Source organism: Rhodanobacter sp. Soil772 (genome assembly GCF_001428385.1).
GTDB lineage: Bacteria > Pseudomonadota > Gammaproteobacteria > Xanthomonadales > Rhodanobacteraceae > Rhodanobacter.
On the sequence record NZ_LMSK01000003.1, the window covers coordinates 1 to 17,248 of the forward strand.

Genomic DNA, 17,248 nt, shown 5'->3' on the forward strand with positions numbered 1-17,248 from the left:
CGATGACCATCGTGACGCACGGGCTGACCGGCAAGATCACGGTGAACGGCCACGAGTACGACTCGGTGATGCCGCCGATGGCGCAGCTGACCGACGACGAGGTGGCCAACATCCTGACCTACGTGCTGAACAGCTGGGACAACCCGGGCGGGCAGATCAGCAAGGAAGAAGTGGCCAAGGCTCGTGCCGAAGCGGCGCCGGCCCCGGCAGCGGAGCACTGAGATGCGTACGCGACTGGCATGGGTCTGGCTCGGCCTGATGCTGGCACTACCGGCAGCGGCGGCGGATTACGTCGCCCTGCCGGGCGGGACCTTCACCAGCGTGTTGCCGGCCGATGGCAAGGTGGCCGCGGCGCAGGTCGCGCCATTCCGCCTGCGCACCGAGCCGGTCACCAATGCCGAGTTCCAGGCGTTCGTGAAGACCCATCCGCAATGGCGGCGCGACCAGGTCGCGAAGATCCTTGCCGACGAACGCTACCTCAGCCACTGGGCCGACGCAGGGACACTGGGCGATGCAGCGTTGCCCGAGCAGCCGGTCACACGGATCAGCTGGTTCGCCGCGCAGGCGTACTGCGAGAGCGAGCAGGCGCGCCTGCCGAGCTGGTACGAGTGGGAATACGCGGCCGCGGCCGATGCCACCCGCCGCGATGCGCGTGCCGATCCGGCCTGGCGCGAAAGCATCCTGGGCTGGTACTCGCGCCCGTCCAGCAAGGCGCTGCCGGACATCGGCGGCGCGCCGAACGCCTACGGCGTGCGTGACCTCAACAACCTGGTGTGGGAATGGGTCGACGACTTCAATGCGCTGATGGTCGCCAGCGACAGCCGCGAGCAGGGCGATCCGGACCTGCTGAAGTTCTGCGGCGCCGGCGCGATCAGCCTGCAGGAAAAGGAAAACTACGCGGTGCTGATGCGTATCGCGATGCTGTCCGCGCTGAAGGCCGCCGACACCACCAACAACATGGGCTTCCGCTGCGCGAAGCCCGAATGAGGAATGCGTCATGAAACGCCTGTTGTTCCTGTTTGCGATGTTCCTGCTGCTCGGCAGCGCGCGGGCGGCCACGCCGCTGCCCGGCGACTCGGTGTACAACCTGCCGCTGCAACTGACCGACCAGGACGGCCGCCAGCAGACGCTGGCCGAGCGGCGCGGCCGCCCGCAACTGGTGACCATGTTCTACACCTCGTGCCAGATGGTCTGCCCGATGATCATCGACAGCCTGCGACTGACCCGCAACGCGCTGGATCCGGCCACGCGCGCGCAGATCGACCTGCTCGCGGTGAGCTTCGACCCGGCGAAGGACGACGTGGCCACGCTGAAGAGCTACGCGCAGAAGCGCAAGCTGGACCCGCGCATCTGGACCCTGGCACGGGCCGAGCCGACGCAGGTACGCCAGCTGTCCGGCGTGCTGGGCCTGCAGTACCGGCAACTGCCCGACGGCGAGTTCAATCACAGCAGCGAACTGATCCTGCTCGATGCCGACGGCCGCATCGCCGCCCGCACCACGAGGATCGGCAAACTCGACCCCGAGTTCGTGGAAGCGATCCGCAAGGTGGTCGCGCAGCCGCGCGGCTGAGGCGACCGCCTCCCGCGGCTTGATCCATATCAGCGCGGCAAGCGCCGGCCGCGCGCAGACTTCCGGAAAGGCTTCGGGAGAATCTGCATGGGTGCCTGGTATCCGTGGATCGTGCTGGTGCACCTGGCGTGCGCCATCGTGTTCGTGGGCGCGGTGACGTTCGAGGTGCTGGTGGTCGAGTCGCTGCACAAGCATTTCGACGCAGCCACCCTGCAGCGCATCGAGCAGGCGATCATGGCGCGGGTGCGCCGGTTCATGCCGGTGGTGGTGATCCTGCTGTTCGTCAGCGGCGGCGTGTTGTTCGATATCCGCTGCGACGGCATCAGCTGCGTCGGTTCGCGCTTCGGCAACCTGCTGCTGCTGAAGGTGCTGCTGGCGTTCGGCGTGCTCGGCGTGTTCGTCAACGCGATGTGGGCGATGCGCAGCGGAAAGATGGACGTCTGCCGGTTCCGGCATACCCATCGCGTCGTGCTGGGCCTGATGGTGGGCATCGTCTTCCTGGCCAAGACCATGTTCTACTTGTAGCCATCCATCCACACACGAGGTGCACGATGTCCCATGTCACGTTCAAAGGCCAGCCGATCAGCGTCGACGGCCAGTTTCCCGCGCTGGGTTCGACCGCGCCGGCATTCAGCCTGGTCGGCGGCGACCTGTCCGACGTGGCGCTGTCCGGCTACGCCGGCAAGCGCAAGGTGCTGAACATCTTCCCCAGCGTCGACACCGGCGTATGTGCCGCCTCGGTGCGCCGCTTCAACGAACTGGCCGGCAAGCTCGACAACACCGTGGTGCTGTGCATCTCGGCCGACTTGCCGTTCGCGCAGGCGCGCTTCTGCGGCGCCGAGGGGCTGGACCGGGTGACCAACCTGTCGCTGATGCGCGGCCACCAGTTCCTCAACGACTATGGTGTGGCGATCGCCAGCGGCCCGCTGGCCGGTCTGGCTGCACGCGCGGTGCTGGTGCTGGACGGGCACGACAAGGTGATCCACGCCGAGCTGGTCAGCGAGATCGGTCACGAGCCGAACTACGACGCGGCGTTGAAGGCGCTGGGCTGATTGCCCTCGCCCTGATTCCGTGGGGCGGGCACTGCCCACCCTACGGCGTATGTCCACTTCAGCGATTGATACCGACGATCGGCACGCCGAACGGCTGCGCCTGCGGGTGCAGGCCGAGGCCCAGCTTGAGGCTGCGGCCGATGCGTTCGGCGTATTCCAGCATCAGTGTGGCGCCGGCTTCGTCCAGTTCTTCGGCACAGGTTTCGCGCCACAGTGCGAGCCAGCGGTCGAAGTGTTCGGCGCGGATCGGATGCGGCCGGTGCGCGCCCATCGGGTTGCCGCGATAACTGCCTGCACGCAACGCCACCGAGGCCCAGAACGAGGTCAGCAGGCGCTTGTGTTCGTCCCAGTCGTGCACGGCCGCGTTGAAGATCGGGCCGATCTGCGGCTCGCGCCGCACCTTTTCGTAGAAATGATCGACCAGCCTGGCGATGGCCGGTTCGTCCAGGGGCGACGGTGGGTTCATGCGGGACATTGTGGATCCGTGCGCGGAACGATGTGCAAGTTTACTGGCAACAAAAAACGCATCCGGCCGCGAGCAGCCGGATGCGTCGCTGGTCCGGGAGGCTTACTTGCCCAGGCTCAGCGTACCCTTCATCAGCGCGGCATGGCCCGGGAAGGTGCAGAAGTAGGCGTACTGTTCGCCGGCCTTGAGCTTGGCCACGTCGATCGTGGCGGTGTCGGATTCGCCGCCGCCGATCAGCTTGGTGTGCGCGATGATGCGGGCGTCGCCCGGCTTCTCGTAGCTGTTGGCGGCGCCGGCCTTCATGCCGTCGGCGATCACGCCGGACTCGTCGGCGCTGTGCGACAGCACCCAGTTGTGGCCCATCGCGGTGACCGGCAGCTTGCCGGTGTGCTTCAGGGTGACCTTGAAGGTCTTGCAGGTCTTCGGCACGGTGATGGTTTTCTGGTTGAACTGCATGGCGTCGCTGCCCTCGATGGTGGTCGCGCATTCGGCGGCCATCAGCGGGGTGGAGAGCAGGCCGAGCAGGGCAATGGCAATCAGTTTGCGCATCATGATGTGTTGCTCCTTGGGGAAGTGGTGGGGCTCAGGTAAATTCTGCGGTGGCGGCGCGCGGCGGGCACTGATCTGGATCATGGCCGCGGCACCGGCTGTCATTGACACTGTAGCCATCGCCGACGAGTGTCGGAAGGAGGCACGATGACGCACGTCGTCACCGAAAACTGCATCAACTGCAAGCACACCGATTGCGTCGAGGTGTGTCCGGTGGACTGCTTCCACGAAGGTCCCAACTTCCTGGTGATCGACCCGGATGAATGCATCGACTGCACGCTGTGCGTGGAGGAGTGCCCGGTCGGCGCGATCTTTCCCGAGCTCGACGTGCCGGCGGGGCAGGAAATCTTTCTTTCGATCAATGCCGAGCTGGCGCGCGAGTGGCCGGTGCTGACCAGCAAGATCCCGTCGATGGACGATGCCGCGAAGTGGGACGGCGTGCCGGACAAGCTGCCGTTGCTGAAACGGTAGGCACAAAAAAGCCCGCAGACGCGGGCTTTTTTATTTCATGCGGTTCGGCAGCTTACTTCGCCACCACCCGCACCATCTCCAGGCACTTGTTCGAGTAGCCCCACTCGTTGTCGTACCAACTGACCAGCTTGATGAAGGTACCGTCCAGCGCGATGCCGGCGTCGGCGTCGAAGATCGAGGTGCGCGCGTCGCCGCGGAAGTCGGTGGCCACCACCTTCTCCTCGGTGTAGCCGAGGATGCCCTTCAGCGCGCCTTCGCTCTGCGCCTTCATCTCCGCGCAGATTTCCGCGTAGGTGGCGTTCTTTTCCAGCTCGACGGTGAGGTCGACCACGGACACGTCCGAGGTCGGCACGCGGAAGCTCATGCCGGTGAGCTTCTTGTTGAGCTCGGGGATCACCACGCCGACGGCCTTGGCGGCGCCGGTGGACGAGGGAATGATGTTCTCCAGGATGCCGCGGCCGCCGCGCCAGTCCTTGTTGCTCGGGCCGTCGACGGTCTTCTGCGTCGCGGTGGCGGCGTGCACGGTGGTCATCAGGCCGCGCTTGATGCCCCACTTGTCGTTGAGCACCTTGGCCACCGGCGCCAGGCAGTTGGTGGTGCAGCTGGCATTGGAGACGATCGCCTCGCCCTTGTAGGTCTTGTCGTTGACGCCGTAGACGAACATCGGCGTGTCGTCCTTCGACGGCGCCGACAGGATCACCTTCTTCGCGCCCGCATCCAGGTGCTTCTGCGCGGTTTCCTTGGTCAGAAACAGGCCGGTGGATTCGATCACCACGTCGGCGTTCACCTCGTTCCACTTCAGGTTGGCCGGGTCGCGTTCCTGGGTCAGGCGGATGCGCTTGCCGTTGACCACCAGGTGGCCGCCGTCGACCTGCACGTCGCCCTCGAAGCGGCCGTGCACGGAGTCGTGCTTCAGCATATAGGCAAGGTAGTCCGGCTCCAGCAGGTCGTTGATCGCCACGATCTCGATGTCGTTGCTGAAATTCTGCACGGCTGCACGCAGCACGTTGCGACCGATGCGGCCAAAGCCGTTGATGCCGACCTTGATGGTCATGAGGGAACGTCCTCCTGAGGGCGATTGGGAATGTTGCGATGATGGATGGCAGTCGCGGGCTGCGGTGCCGGTGTTTCAATCGTGAAATCTTACAATGAAAGCACCCGGATGGCCCGCGCCCGATTGTCGCTGTGGCAGACTGCGGGTTTTGCGTTGGCAGCCGCCATGTCCATTTCAAGCCGCTCATTTGCCTTCGCGGCCGTCATGCTCGCGCTCGCGCCATCGGCCCAGGCCTGGGGGCCGCTCGGCCACAGCGTGGTCGCCGAGCTGGCGCAACGGCACCTGGATCCGGCTGCCGAGGCCGAGCTGGAGCGCCTGCTGGCGCCGGAGCACACGCAGCGGCTGGCCGACGTGGCCAACTGGCCCGACCAGATCCAGAACGATCCGGCGCGCGCGGCATTGTGGAAACAGACGCGCGGCCGGCACTACGTCAATTTCCGCGGCGGCAGCGCTTGCGACTACGTGCCGCCGCGCGACTGCCGCGACGGGCGTTGCGTGGTGGCCGGCCTGCAGTATTACGTCGGCGTGCTCGGCGATCGCGGCAAGCCGGACAGCGCACGCCGCGAGGCGCTGAAGTTCGTGGTGCATTTCGTCGGCGACATCCACCAGCCGCTGCATGCCGGCTACCGCGACGACAAGGGCGGCAATACGTACCAGGTGCAGTTCGACGGCAGGGGCAGCAACCTGCACAAGGTGTGGGATTCGGGGCTGCTGTCCAGCCGCGGGCTCGACTGGCAGGCCTATGCGCAGGCGCTGGATTCGGCGGTGCCGGTGAACCTGCCGGCGCCGGTCGCGCCGCTGGACAACCCTTACGCGCAATGGGCGGAGGAGTCCTGCCGGATCACCGCCGAACCCGGCTTCTATCCGGCCGGCCACGAGATCGACCCGGCCTACGTCAGGGCCGAGCTGCCGCTGGCCGAGCTGCGCCTGCGCCAGGCCGGCCGGCGCTTGGCCGCGGTGCTCAACCTCGCGCTGGCGCGATAGCGCCGGAGGCGCTGTCTGCGCGCCAGCGCACATCGACAGCATGCATACGAATGCAGGGTGGTGGCGCGCCGCGCGGCATCTGTTAGCCTCGACACATGAACGAGAATCCTCTGCGCCGCACCAAGATCGTCGCCACCCTGGGCCCCGCCACCGACGTGCCGGGCATGCTCGAACGGATCATCGCCGAAGGCGTCAACGTGGTCCGCCTGAACCTCTCGCACGGTCTGCCGGATGATCACCGCGCGCGCGCCAATGCGGTGCGCGCGGCGTCGGCAGCCGCTGGGTGTGAAGTCGGCATCCTGGCCGACCTGCAGGGGCCGAAGATCCGCATCGAGACCTTCGCGAACGGGCCGGTGGAACTGGTCGACGGCGCGTCGTTCGTGCTCGATTGTCGCCCCGACGTGCCGCCCGGCGATGCCACTCGTGTTGGCGTCAGCTATTACGGCTTGCCGGGCGACGTGCACGCCGGCGACGTGCTGCTGCTGGACGACGGACTGGTCGCGCTGAGCGTGCAGGAAGTGGCTGGTACCGAGGTGCGTTGCCAGGTGCTGATCGGCGGCAAGCTGTCCAATCGCAAGGGACTCAACCGGCAGGGCGGCGGGCTTTCGGTGACGGCGCTGTCGGACAAGGACAAGGCCGACATCAAACTGGCCGCCGAGATCGGCGCCGACTTCCTCGCGGTGTCGTTCGTGCGCTCGGCCGAGGACATGCACCAGGCGCGCCGGCTGCTGCACGAAGCCGGCGGCAACGCGGCGCTGGTGGCGAAGATCGAGCGCGCCGACGCGATTCCGGTGCTGGGCGAAATCATCGACGCCTCCGACGTGGTGATGGTGGCGCGCGGCGACCTCGGGGTGGAGATCGGCGACGCCGAGCTGCCCGGCCTGCAGAAGAAGATCATCCGCGAATCGGTGCAGCGCAACCGCGCGGTGATCACCGCCACGCAGATGCTGCAGTCGATGGTGCGCTCGCCGATCCCGACCCGGGCCGAAGTGCTCGACGTGGCGAACGCCGTGATCGACGGCACCGACGCGGTGATGCTGTCGGAGGAAACCGCGGCCGGCGCGCACCCGGACAAGGCGGTAGCGGCAATGCGCCGGATCTGCCTCGGCGCCGAGCGCCAGTTCGAGCCGAAGGAAGACCTGACCGCCGGTGGCCACATGCTCGATCGCACCGATCAGGCGATCGCCCTGGCGGCCATGATGCTGGCCGGCCAGCTCAACGTGCGCGCGATCGTGGCATTGACCGAATCCGGCGCCACCGCGCAGTGGTTGTCGCGCTACGGCAGTGCCGTGCCCATCTTTGCGCTGTCGCCCATGGCCGATGCGCGCCGGCGCATGCTGCTGTTGCGTGACGTGCAGCCGGTAGCGTTTTCCCACGAGGGGCTGACCTCGGTGGCTACCGCGCGCTCCGCCGTGCAGCAACTGTTCGCCCAGGGCCACCTGCAGGAAGGCGACCGCGTGGTACTTACCCAGGGCGACCACGTCGGCCAGGGCGGCGGCACCAACACCTTGAAGCTGCTCTCGGTCGGCACCGACGGCATGGTCGAAAGCCTGCGCGACCTGTGAGGCTGACGCGTGGCTGTCTGGTCGGCTGCGCGTTGACTAGCGCTGAACGACGGCGCGGCTACACTTCGTCTCAGCCACATCCGGCACAGGAGAACGCCATGAAATCCATGTTCCGCCCGCTGCGTCAGGGTCTGCTGCTGGCACTGGCGCTGGGCTTCGTCACGCCGGTGCTGGCGCAGGTGCGCAAGATCGACCAGCAGGACCTGTACCGCTACTGGATCCTGCTCAATACGCGGGTGCAGATGGATGTGCCCAACAGCGGGCTGAACCTGGACAAGCCCGGCTGCGCGGCGGTGACCTATACGGTGGGCTCCGACGGCGTGCCGATGAACGTGCAGGTGGTCAAGGTGGCGCCGAAGAGCGACCTGGGCCCGGTGGCGCGCAGCGCGGTCTCCAATTTCCGCTACGGCCCGTCGTTGACCAACCGCATCGGCGAGCCGGTTGCCACCTATTACGTGGTGCCGTTCAATGCGCCCAAGGATCCGGTCCAGCGCCAGCAACTGCTGGACCAGTGCAAGCTGCCCGGCTACGCCCCCTGAAATCGGCCGGCCGGCCGCGGACTGGCACGTGCGACCGCCAATCTGGCCTATAATTGACGTTTTGAACCGTGCCGCTTCGGCCCCGAGGCGGCTTCAACCATGTGCTGGCGGGCAAGCCCCTGCACCACGGAGTCGTCATGAGTATTGAAGATCTCGAAAGCATCGCCCTGGCGATGGTCGCGCCCGGCAAAGGCATCATCGCCATCGACGAATCGACCAACACCATCAAGAAGCGCTTCGAGGCGGTCGGCATCGAGAACACCGAGGAAAACCGCCGCGCCTACCGTGAGCTGCTGCTGACCACGCCGGGCCTGAACGAGCACATCTCCGGCGCGATCCTGTACGACGAGACGATCCGCCAGTCGACCCGGGACGGCGTGCCGTTCACCACGCTCATGAAGAAGGCCGGCATCATCCCCGGTATCAAGGTCGACAAGGGGCCGCAGCCGCTGGCCGGCTTCCCCGGCGACGTGGTCACCGAAGGCCTCGACGGCCTGCGCGAGCGCCTGCAGGAATACGCGAAGCTGGGCGCCCAGTTCGCCAAGTGGCGCGCGGTGATCAACATCTCCGAAGAGAACCCCAGCTCCACCGCGATCGAGGCGAACTGCCATGTGCTGGCCCGCTACGCCGCGCTGTGCCAGGAAGCCGGCCTGGTGCCGATGGTCGAGCCCGAAGTGATCATGGACGGCGACCACAGCATCGAAGTCAGCTACGAAGTGCACGAAGCCGTGCTGCGCAGCCTGTTCAACGCGCTGTACGAGCAGAACGTGATGCTGGAAGGCACCATCCTGAAGATCAGCATGGTCATCCCGGGCAAGGATTCGGACGAGCAGGTCGACGTCGAGGAAGTCGCCGAAGCCACCGTGCGCGTGCTGAAGTCCACCGTGCCGGCTTCGCTGCCGGGCATCGTGTTCCTCTCCGGCGGGCAGACCGACGAGCAGTCCACCGCCCACCTCAATGCGATGAACCGCATGGGTCCGCACCCGTGGCCGCTGTCGTTCTCCTACGGTCGCGCCATGCAGCAGGCGGCGTTGAAGCTGTGGTCGAAGGACATGAAGGCGAACTACGCCGATGCGCAGAAGACCGTGCACGCCCGCGCGCGCGACAATGGCCTGGCCGCGCTGGGGCAGTGGAACGGCTGAGGGTTGAGTTCCAGCGATCATCCATGATCGCGAGAATCAAACGGGCAGCCATCCATGGCTGCACTCCTCAAAAAAACGGGCACCGTGAGGTGCCCGTTTCGTTTGCATAACGTGAATCAGAAGCGGTATTCCGCGCTGACCGAGACCATGTCGGTGCTCAGGTTCACCCGATCCTTCTTCGCGTCGTAGTAGTCGTAGTTCAGGCCGACGCTGACGTTGTTGCTGAAGTCGTAGCCCACACCGGCGCCGGCGTACCAGCTGGTGTCATCCAGGCCCTTGCGGACCGGGTTGGCGTCGTTGCTGAGGCCGTGGCCCTTCCAGCCGTAGACGCCGGTGCGTGCGCTGACGTACCAGTTCGGGCTGACGTTGAAGTGGCCGTTCACGCCGGCGGTCCAGCCGTGCAGCTGCGACTTGCCGTCTTCAACGACCGGCTGGCTGTTGAAGATGTTCTTCGCGTGGATATTGCCCAGGTCGTTGTAGCCCACCTCGGCGCCCAGCGCGACGGCCGGGCTCAGCGCCCAGCGGTAGCCGCCGTTGATGCCGTAGCCGGTGTCGTTGTCGTTGTACGCGCCATGGTTGATCGAAGTCCGGCCGACATTGCCATTGATGAACCAACCGTCGTTGTGGGTCGGCGCGCTCTGCGCGAACACGGCGGGAACGGCCAGCAGGCCGGCGGAAGCGAGGGCGAGGGCGAGCAAGGTGTTTTTCATTTTCATGGAAGTTTCTCCGGTTGTTGTCATGGCAGTCGGCCCAGTGGGGGAGTGGCCGCTGCTGGCGGTGCGCCTTTCAAGTCGATTGGCGACACCCGAGCCTTAGATGGGTTGTGGTCCGAAAGATTCAATACCAATCAGTTCAGTATTAAGCCAGCGTTAATCCGGACGAGACGGCGAGGAAACCCGCGCCATCTCGCCGCATCCGGGGTCAGAAGCGGTATTCGGCCGTCAGCGACGCCGTATCGGTGGACAGGCTGATGCCGTCCCTCTTGGCGTGGTAGTAGTCGTACGCCAGGCCCACGCCGAAGTGGCTGTTGATGTCGTAGCCCACGCCGGCACCGGCGTAGTAGTCGACCTTGTCCAGATCGTGCCGGTTGATGTCCTGGTTGGCGTAGCCGTGGCCCTTCCAGCCATACACGCCGGTGCGCCCGCTGACATACAGGCCTTGCCAGACATTGATCTTGCCGTTCACGCCGGCGGTCCAGCCGCGCAGCGCGTTGCGCTGATCCTTCAGGTTGACCGGGTTGTCGTTGAACGCATTCTTCAGCTTGAAGTTGCCGAGGTCGTTGTAGCCGACATCCACGCCGAGCCCGAGATCCTCACCGACCTTCCAGCGGTAGCCGCCGGTGATGGCGTAGGTCGTCGGATGGTCGTTGTACGGGCCCTTGTTCACATGGGCCTGACCCACGCTGCCGTCGATGAACCAGTTGCCGCTGCCGATGGCCTGGCCCGGCTGGTAATTGCCGGTGGTCGGGGCGGTGCTGTCGCTGATCGCCGGAGCGGACGTGCTGTCCTGCGCCAGGGCGGGCAGGGTGCACAAGGCGGCGGATGCGATGGCGAGGGCAATGAGCGTCTTTTTCATGGGGAACTCCTCTTCTATTGAACCGGGCCGCGGATCGTGGGGACGACGCGCGCGGTCGGGCAGCACCTGGGGATGGCTCTGCGGGGCGTATTACTAGCGGGACGATGCTGAAGCTCGCTGAACCGGATGGGCTGGTGTTAAGCGGTTATTAATCCCGGCGCCGCGAGCGACAGCGAGTGGGCATATCGGCGACAATGGGCGCTTTTGCACCCTCCGGAGACTGCCCGATGACCACCCGCCGCGAACTCGCCAATGCCGTGCGAGCCCTTGCCATGGACGCCGTGGAAGCGGCCAAATCCGGTCATCCGGGCATGCCGATGGGCATGGCCGACATCGCCGAGGTGCTGTGGAACGACTTCCTGCACTTCAATCCCGCCAACCCGAAGTGGTTCAACCGTGACCGCTTCGTGCTGTCCAACGGCCACGGTTCGATGCTGCAGTACGCGCTGCTGCACCTGACCGGCTTCGACCTGCCGATGGACCAGCTGAAGCGCTTCCGCCAGTTGCATTCGAAGACCGCCGGCCACCCGGAAGCCAGCGAAACGCCGGGAGTGGAGACCACTACCGGTCCGCTTGGCCAGGGCCTGGCGAATGCGGTCGGCTTCGCGCTGGCGGAGAAGGTACTGGCGGCGCATTTCAACCGTCCGGGTCACGACGTGGTCGATCACCGCACCTACGTCTTCCTCGGCGACGGCTGCCTGATGGAGGGCATCTCGCACGAAGTCGCCTCGCTGGCCGGCACCTGGCAGCTGGGCAAGCTGGTCGCGATCTACGACGACAACGGCATCTCGATCGACGGCGAAGTGCACGGCTGGTTCACCGACGACACGCCGGCGCGCTTCGAGGCATACGGCTGGAACGTGATCCGCGGTGTGGACGGGCATGACGCCGAGGCCGTGAAGAAGGCGATCGCCGCGGCCACCGCGCAGAACGACAAGCCCACCCTGATCTGCGCCAAGACCATCATCGGCTTTGGCGCGCCGAACAAGCAGGGCAAGGAAGAAAGCCACGGTGCGGCGCTGGGCAAGGACGAGATTGCCGCCGCACGCGAACAACTCGGTTGGCACCACGCGCCGTTCGAGATTCCCGCCGACATCTACGCCGGCTGGGATCACAAGAAAGCCGGCAGTGCCGCCGAGCAAGCCTGGAACGGCGCGTTCGCGAAGTACGCCGCCGCGCATCCGGAACTGGCCTCCGAATTCAAGCGCCGTCTCGCTGGCGAGCTGCCCGCCGACTGGGCCGCGAAGTCGCATGCGTACATCGCCAAGCTGCAGGCCGAAGGCCCGGAAGTGGCCTCGCGCAAGGCCTCGCAGATGACGCTGGACGCGTTCGGCCCGCTGCTGCCGGAGCTGATCGGCGGTTCGGCCGATCTGGCCGGCTCCAATCTCACCAAGTGGAAGGGCAGCCTCGACGCCGCCACCGGCAACAGCGCGGACGGCAAGGGCAACTACGTCTACTACGGCGTGCGCGAGTTCGGCATGACCGCGATCGCGAATGGTCTCGCGCTGCACGGCGGCTTCATCCCGTACGACGCCACCTTCCTGGTGTTCTCCGACTACGCGCGCAACGCGGTGCGCATGAGCGCGCTGATCCCGGCGCACGCGATCCACGTCTACACGCACGACTCGATCGGCCTGGGCGAGGATGGCCCGACTCATCAGCCGGTCGAGCACATGGCTTCCTTGCGCTACATCCCGAACAACCACCTGTGGCGCCCGTGCGATGCGGTGGAATCGGCGGCGTCGTGGAAGGCGGCGATCGAGCGCAAGGGCGCGCCGTCCTGCCTGATCTTCTCGCGGCAGAATCTCAAGCACCAGCAGCGCAGCGCGCAGCAGGTGGCCGATATCCTGCGCGGCGGCTACGTGCTGTCCGATCCGCTGGACACGAAGTTCCAGGCGATCCTGATCGCCACCGGCTCGGAAGTGGAGCTGGCGATGGAAGCCGCGCGCGCGCTGGCCCAGCAAGGCATCGCGGTGCGCGTGGTGTCGATGCCGTGCACCGAGGTGTTCGACGCGCAGCCGCTGGAATACCGCGAAGGCGTGCTGCCCGGTTGGTGCCGTGCCCGCGTGGCGGTGGAAGCGGCGACCGCCGACTTCTGGTGCAAGTACGTGGGTCTGGACGGCGAAGTGGTCGGCATGACCACGTTCGGTGCGTCCGCGCCGGCACCGCAGCTGTTCGAGCACTTTGGCTTCACTGTCGCCCATGTGATCGATGCGGTGAAGCGCGTCGTGCGCTGAGCGCGGGTTGCTTCAGCCACAAAAAAAGCCGCGGTACGCCGCGGCTTTTTTGTGCACCGGCAAGCTCAGGCGAGCAGCAGCCGGGCCAGGTCGTCCGGCGTCGCCGCGATCGCGCTGGCGCCGGCCTGCTCCAGTTCCTCGCGGCCGCCGAAACCCCACAGCACGCCGAAGCCGCGCACCCGGTTGGCGACCGCGCCGTCGATGTCGAAGTGGCGGTCGCCGATCATCACCGTGTTGGCCGGGTCGGCACCGAAGTCCGTCAGCGCCTCGGCAATCATCGTGGCCTTCTCGCTATGCGCGCTGTCCGGGTGCGGGCCATACAGGCGCAGGAACGCGTCACCGAACGGCAGGTGGGCGATGATCGGCGCGGCGTGGCGGTGCGGCTTGCTGGTGACCACGGCGAGCTGATGGCCGGCGCCGCGCAGCCGCTCGATCAACAACTCGATGCCCGGATAGATCTCGTGCTCGCGCCAGCCGAGCGTGTTGAAGCGCTCGTGGTAGTACGCCACCGCCGCCTCGATGCGTTCGGCGTCGTTGTCCAGCAGCGGCGCGAAGCTGTGCCGCAGCGGCGGTCCGATCCAGCGGCGCAGTTCCGCATGCGCCGGCGCCGGCACGTCCAGCCGCGCCAGCGCATGCTTCACGCAGGCGGTGATGCCGTGCTCGGAATCGATCAGGGTACCGTCGAGGTCAAACAGGCAGAGCATTACTTGGCGGCTCGCGCCTTCAACGCGGTGACCGCCGGCAGTTCCTTGCCTTCGAGGAATTCGAGGAAGGCGCCGCCGCCGGTGGAGATGTACGACACCTGGTCGGCGATGCCGTACTTGTCGACCGCGGCCAGGGTGTCGCCGCCGCCGGCGATCGAGAACGCATTCGACGCGGCGATCGCCCGCGCCAGCGTCTCGGTGCCCTTGCCGAACGCGTCGAACTCGAACACGCCGACCGGGCCGTTCCACACCACGGTGCCGGCCTTGGCGATCAGCGCGGCGTACATTTCCGCGGTTTGTGGGCCGATGTCGAGGATCATCTCGTCCTCACCGACCTGGTCGACCGGCTTCACCGTGGCCGGGGCCTGCGCCGAGAACGCCGGCGCCACCACCACGTCGACCGGCATCGGCACCTCGGCACCGCGGCGCCTGGCGTCGGCCAGCACCTTTTTCGCGGCGTCGATCAGGTCCGGTTCGACCAGCGAGTTGCCCACCGGATGGCCCATCGCGGCGATGAAGGTGTTGGCGATACCGCCACCCACGATCAGCTGGTCGACCTTGCCGATCAGGTTGTCCAGCAGGGTCAGTTTGGTCGACACCTTGGAGCCGGCCACGATCGCCAGCAGCGGATGTGCCGGGTGCTCCAGCGCCTTGCCCAGTGCGTCGAGTTCGGCGCTCAGCAGCGGGCCGGCTGCGGCGATCGGGGCGTACTTGATCACGCCATGGGTGGAGGCCTGGGCGCGGTGCGCGGTGCCGAACGCGTCCATCACGAAGATGTCGCACAGCGCGGCGTATTTTTTCGCCAGCGTGTCGTCGTCCTTGCCTTCGCCGACGTTCATGCGGCAGTTTTCCAGCAATACCACTTCGCCTGCGGCCACCTCCACGCCGTTGACCAGATAGTCGGCCACCAGCCGCACCGGCTGGTCCAGCTTGCTGCTCAGCCACAGCGCCACCGGCGCCAGCGAGGATTCGGCGTCGAACTGGCCTTCCTTCGGCCGGCCCAGGTGCGACATCACCATCACTTTCGCGCCGGCGTCGCGGGCGGCCCGGATCGTGGGCAGGGCGGCGTCGAGGCGCTGGGTCGAGGTGATCCGGCCGCGGTCGTCGATCGGCACGTTCAGGTCTTCGCGGATCAGCACGCGCTGGTCGCGCAAATCGAGGTCGTTCATGCGGATGACTGACACGGCGGGACTCCGGTAGTAGGTCGGGAACGGCCCGGGTGGGCGATAACCGCCTATTGTCCGATCCGCCGGGTGCCGATGCAAACGCTATGGGCCGGGGGTGCGCGTTGCGGCGCGCCATGTGCCTGGCTCACACTGTGGCAAACTGCGGTTATCCGTCAGGGGGGATGGCTCATGGCTAACGGGTTGGTGCTCTACGGCTACTGGCGTTCCAGTGCCGCGTATCGCGTACGCATCGCGCTGAATCTGAAGGGGCTCGAGTACGAGACGCGGCCGGTGCACCTGGTGCGTGACGGCGGCGAGCAGCATGCGCCGGACTATCGCGTGCTCAATCCGCAGGAACTGGTGCCGTGCCTGTGCGACGGCGACCGGGTGATCACCCAGTCGCTGGCGATCATGGAATACCTCGACGAGATGCACCCGGAACTGGAGATGGCCCTGCTGCCGGTCGATGCGCGCGGGCGCGCCCAGGTGCGCGCGCTGGCGATGGCGGTGACTTGCGATATTCATCCGCTGGGCAACCTGCGCGTCCTGCAGCAGCTCGAGGCGCAGTTCGGCGCCAGCGAAGAACAGCGCGCGGAGTGGTCGCGGCACTGGATCGGCGCCGGCTTCAAGGCGATCGAGGTGATGCTGGGAGACAACGTGGCGACTGGCCGTTATTGCCACGGCGAAACGCCGGGCATGGCCGATGCCTGCCTGATACCGCAGGTCTACAACGCGCTGCGCTGCAAACTGCCGATGGACGATTACCCGACCATCTCGCGTATCTACCGGTCCTGCAACGAGCTGGAAGCGTTCCAGCGTGCGGCGCCGGAAGCGCAGCCGGATGCGCCTTGAGCGGGGAATAGGGAATCGGAAATGGGCAGAAGCGACGAGCGCGCTCTGGCTCTAGACGATTCCCTGTCCCCGGCTCTCAAAACCCCATGCCGTACGGGTCGTTGCCGACCAGTTCCTCGTCGTTGGAGCCGCCTTCGGCGAGGCGGATCTTCAGCGCCAGGCCGTCGCGCGAGTCGGACTTGTTGAGCACTTCTTCCAGCTCCACGCGGCCGTCCTTGTACAGCCGGTACAACGATTGGTCGAAGGTCTGCATGCCTTCCTGCAGGCTGCGGTCCATCGCTTCCTTGATCTCGTGGACCTGGCCGCGGCGGATCATGTCGCGGATCAGCGGGGTGTTCAGTAGCACCTCGGCGGCCGGGATGCGGCGACCGTCCTTGCCCATTACCAGGCGCTGGCTGATCACCGCGCGCAGGTTCAGCGCCAGGTTCATCAGCACGTTCTTGTGCGCCGATTCGGGGAAGAAGTTGAGGATGCGCTCCAGCGTCTGGTCGGCGTTGTTCGAATGCAGCGTGGCCAGGCACAGGTGGCCGGTCTCGGAGAACGAGATCGCCGCCTCCATGGTGTCGGTGTCGCGGATCTCGCCGATCATGATCACGTCCGGCGCCTCGCGCATCGCGTTCTTCAGCGCCTCGTGGTAGCTGTGCGTGTCCAGCCCCACCTCGCGCTGGTTGACGATGGATTTCTTGTGCCGGTGCAGGTACTCGATCGGGTCCTCGATGGTGAGGATGTGCCCGGGCGAATTGGTGTTGCGCTGGTCGAGCATCGCCGCCAGCGTGGTCGACTTGCCCGAACCGGTGGCGCCGACCACCAGGATCAGACCGCGCGGCTCCATGATCAGGTCGCGGAAGATGCCGGGCAGCTGCAGCTGGTCGATGCTGGGGATCTCGCTCTTGATCGCGCGGATCACCATGCCCACTTCGCCGCGCTGCTTGAACACGTTGATGCGGAAACGGCCGGCTTCCTTCACCGCCAGCGCCATGTTCAGCTCCAGGTCGCGTTCGAACTGCGGTACCTGGCCCTCGTCCATCAGCGAATAGGCGATCTTCTTGACCATGCCGCTGGGCAGGCCGGTATTGCCCAGTGGATACAGCTTGCCCTCGACCTTGATATTCACCGGGGCGCCGGTGGACAGGAACATGTCCGACGCGCCCTTGTCTACCATAAGCTTGAGGAAGTAACCGATGTCCACGAATGACCCCTGTTTGCGAAATGCGCGTTGCAATGATGGATTATGCCCGCCCACAATACGCTGCGACACACCATGAGGAATGTGATGTACATCTTTTCCCCGCCGGCCGGGTCCCCGCGCCGTATCCGCACCG

At 66.2% G+C, this 17,248-nt stretch carries 19 protein-coding genes and 1 pseudogene; 12 read left to right on the forward strand and 8 right to left on the reverse strand.

Annotation, left to right across the window (positions count from 1 at the left end):
* The 5 genes and pseudogenes from ASG75_RS11670 to tpx form a co-directional block, all read left to right on the forward strand.
* Positions 1–221 (forward strand): annotated as a pseudogene (locus tag ASG75_RS11670) (cytochrome c); the annotation flags it as partial.
* Position 222: 1 nt separating this feature from the next.
* Positions 223–987 (forward strand): formylglycine-generating enzyme family protein, encoded by a 765-nt coding sequence (locus ASG75_RS11675; protein ID WP_056389407.1) that lies wholly within the window; start codon positions 223–225, stop codon positions 985–987.
* Positions 988–997: 10 nt separating this feature from the next.
* On the forward strand, positions 998–1,570 hold the full coding sequence (locus tag ASG75_RS11680) for an SCO family protein (RefSeq protein ID WP_056389410.1): 573 nt from the start codon (positions 998–1,000) through the stop codon (positions 1,568–1,570).
* An 87-nt stretch (positions 1,571–1,657) separates the two neighbouring features.
* Entirely contained in the window at positions 1,658–2,095 is a 438-nt protein-coding gene (locus ASG75_RS11685; protein ID WP_056389413.1) for a hypothetical protein, read from the forward strand.
* A gap of 26 nt (positions 2,096–2,121) precedes the next feature.
* A complete protein-coding gene (gene tpx, locus ASG75_RS11690) occupies positions 2,122–2,622 on the forward strand; it encodes a thiol peroxidase (RefSeq protein WP_056389416.1) in 501 nt (166 codons plus the stop codon).
* Between the two features lie 58 nt (positions 2,623–2,680).
* Here tpx and ASG75_RS11695 read toward each other — a convergent pair whose 3' ends face one another.
* Positions 2,681–3,088: a group III truncated hemoglobin gene (locus ASG75_RS11695; protein ID WP_056389421.1), complete on the reverse strand. Its 408-nt coding sequence runs from the start codon at positions 3,086–3,088 to the stop codon at positions 2,681–2,683.
* A 102-nt stretch (positions 3,089–3,190) separates the two neighbouring features.
* Complete coding sequence (gene azu / locus ASG75_RS11700) at positions 3,191–3,637, reverse strand: azurin (protein WP_056390614.1); 447 nt, start codon at positions 3,635–3,637, stop codon at positions 3,191–3,193.
* A gap of 147 nt (positions 3,638–3,784) precedes the next feature.
* Between azu and fdxA the strand changes: the two genes are divergently transcribed.
* The gene (gene fdxA, locus ASG75_RS11705; RefSeq protein ID WP_056389424.1) at positions 3,785–4,108 is read left to right on the forward strand and encodes a ferredoxin FdxA; all 324 of its coding nucleotides are present in this window, start codon (positions 3,785–3,787) and stop codon (positions 4,106–4,108) included.
* A 52-nt stretch (positions 4,109–4,160) separates the two neighbouring features.
* Here fdxA and gap read toward each other — a convergent pair whose 3' ends face one another.
* On the reverse strand, positions 4,161–5,162 hold the full coding sequence (gene gap / locus ASG75_RS11710; RefSeq protein WP_056389427.1) for a type I glyceraldehyde-3-phosphate dehydrogenase: 1,002 nt from the start codon (positions 5,160–5,162) through the stop codon (positions 4,161–4,163).
* Between the two features lie 165 nt (positions 5,163–5,327).
* Here gap and ASG75_RS11715 point away from each other — a divergent pair, with 165 nt between their 5' ends.
* The 4 genes from ASG75_RS11715 to ASG75_RS11730 all read left to right on the forward strand — a co-directional run bounded on the left by ASG75_RS11715 (position 5,328) and on the right by ASG75_RS11730 (position 9,392).
* Entirely contained in the window at positions 5,328–6,146 is an 819-nt protein-coding gene (locus ASG75_RS11715; protein WP_056390615.1) for a S1/P1 nuclease, read from the forward strand.
* 95 nt (positions 6,147–6,241) lie between these two features.
* Positions 6,242–7,711, forward strand: a complete 1,470-nt coding sequence (gene pyk / locus ASG75_RS11720) for a pyruvate kinase (RefSeq protein ID WP_056389430.1) — start codon at positions 6,242–6,244, stop codon at positions 7,709–7,711.
* 98 nt (positions 7,712–7,809) lie between these two features.
* On the forward strand, positions 7,810–8,250 hold the full coding sequence (locus ASG75_RS11725) for an energy transducer TonB (protein ID WP_056389431.1): 441 nt from the start codon (positions 7,810–7,812) through the stop codon (positions 8,248–8,250).
* A gap of 137 nt (positions 8,251–8,387) precedes the next feature.
* Entirely contained in the window at positions 8,388–9,392 is a 1,005-nt protein-coding gene (locus ASG75_RS11730) for a class I fructose-bisphosphate aldolase (protein ID WP_056389434.1), read from the forward strand.
* A 116-nt stretch (positions 9,393–9,508) separates the two neighbouring features.
* On the opposite strand, the gene ASG75_RS11735 is transcribed toward ASG75_RS11730, so the two are convergent.
* Both ASG75_RS11735 and ASG75_RS11740 read right to left on the reverse strand, forming a co-directional pair.
* The gene (locus ASG75_RS11735) at positions 9,509–10,108 is read right to left on the reverse strand and encodes a porin family protein (protein WP_056389437.1); all 600 of its coding nucleotides are present in this window, start codon (positions 10,106–10,108) and stop codon (positions 9,509–9,511) included.
* A gap of 205 nt (positions 10,109–10,313) precedes the next feature.
* Positions 10,314–10,967 carry an outer membrane beta-barrel protein gene (locus ASG75_RS11740; protein ID WP_056389440.1) on the reverse strand — a complete coding sequence of 218 codons (654 nt, stop codon included), beginning with the start codon at positions 10,965–10,967 and terminating at the stop codon, positions 10,314–10,316.
* Between the two features lie 227 nt (positions 10,968–11,194).
* Here ASG75_RS11740 and tkt point away from each other — a divergent pair, with 227 nt between their 5' ends.
* Positions 11,195–13,204 carry a transketolase gene (gene tkt, locus ASG75_RS11745; protein WP_056389443.1) on the forward strand — a complete coding sequence of 670 codons (2,010 nt, stop codon included), beginning with the start codon at positions 11,195–11,197 and terminating at the stop codon, positions 13,202–13,204.
* A gap of 65 nt (positions 13,205–13,269) precedes the next feature.
* Here tkt and ASG75_RS11750 read toward each other — a convergent pair whose 3' ends face one another.
* Both ASG75_RS11750 and ASG75_RS11755 read right to left on the reverse strand, forming a co-directional pair.
* Positions 13,270–13,908 carry an HAD hydrolase-like protein gene (locus ASG75_RS11750; RefSeq protein WP_056389446.1) on the reverse strand — a complete coding sequence of 213 codons (639 nt, stop codon included), beginning with the start codon at positions 13,906–13,908 and terminating at the stop codon, positions 13,270–13,272.
* A complete protein-coding gene (locus ASG75_RS11755; RefSeq protein ID WP_056389449.1) occupies positions 13,908–15,092 on the reverse strand; it encodes a phosphoglycerate kinase in 1,185 nt (394 codons plus the stop codon). Before ASG75_RS11755 ends, ASG75_RS11750 begins: the two co-directional genes overlap by 1 nt.
* A gap of 171 nt (positions 15,093–15,263) precedes the next feature.
* Between ASG75_RS11755 and maiA the strand changes: the two genes are divergently transcribed.
* A complete protein-coding gene (gene maiA, locus ASG75_RS11760) occupies positions 15,264–15,926 on the forward strand; it encodes a maleylacetoacetate isomerase (RefSeq protein ID WP_056389452.1) in 663 nt (220 codons plus the stop codon).
* Between the two features lie 76 nt (positions 15,927–16,002).
* Here maiA and ASG75_RS11765 read toward each other — a convergent pair whose 3' ends face one another.
* Positions 16,003–17,115, reverse strand: a complete 1,113-nt coding sequence (locus ASG75_RS11765; protein WP_056389455.1) for a PilT/PilU family type 4a pilus ATPase — start codon at positions 17,113–17,115, stop codon at positions 16,003–16,005.
* Positions 17,116–17,248: the final 133 nt, after the last annotated feature.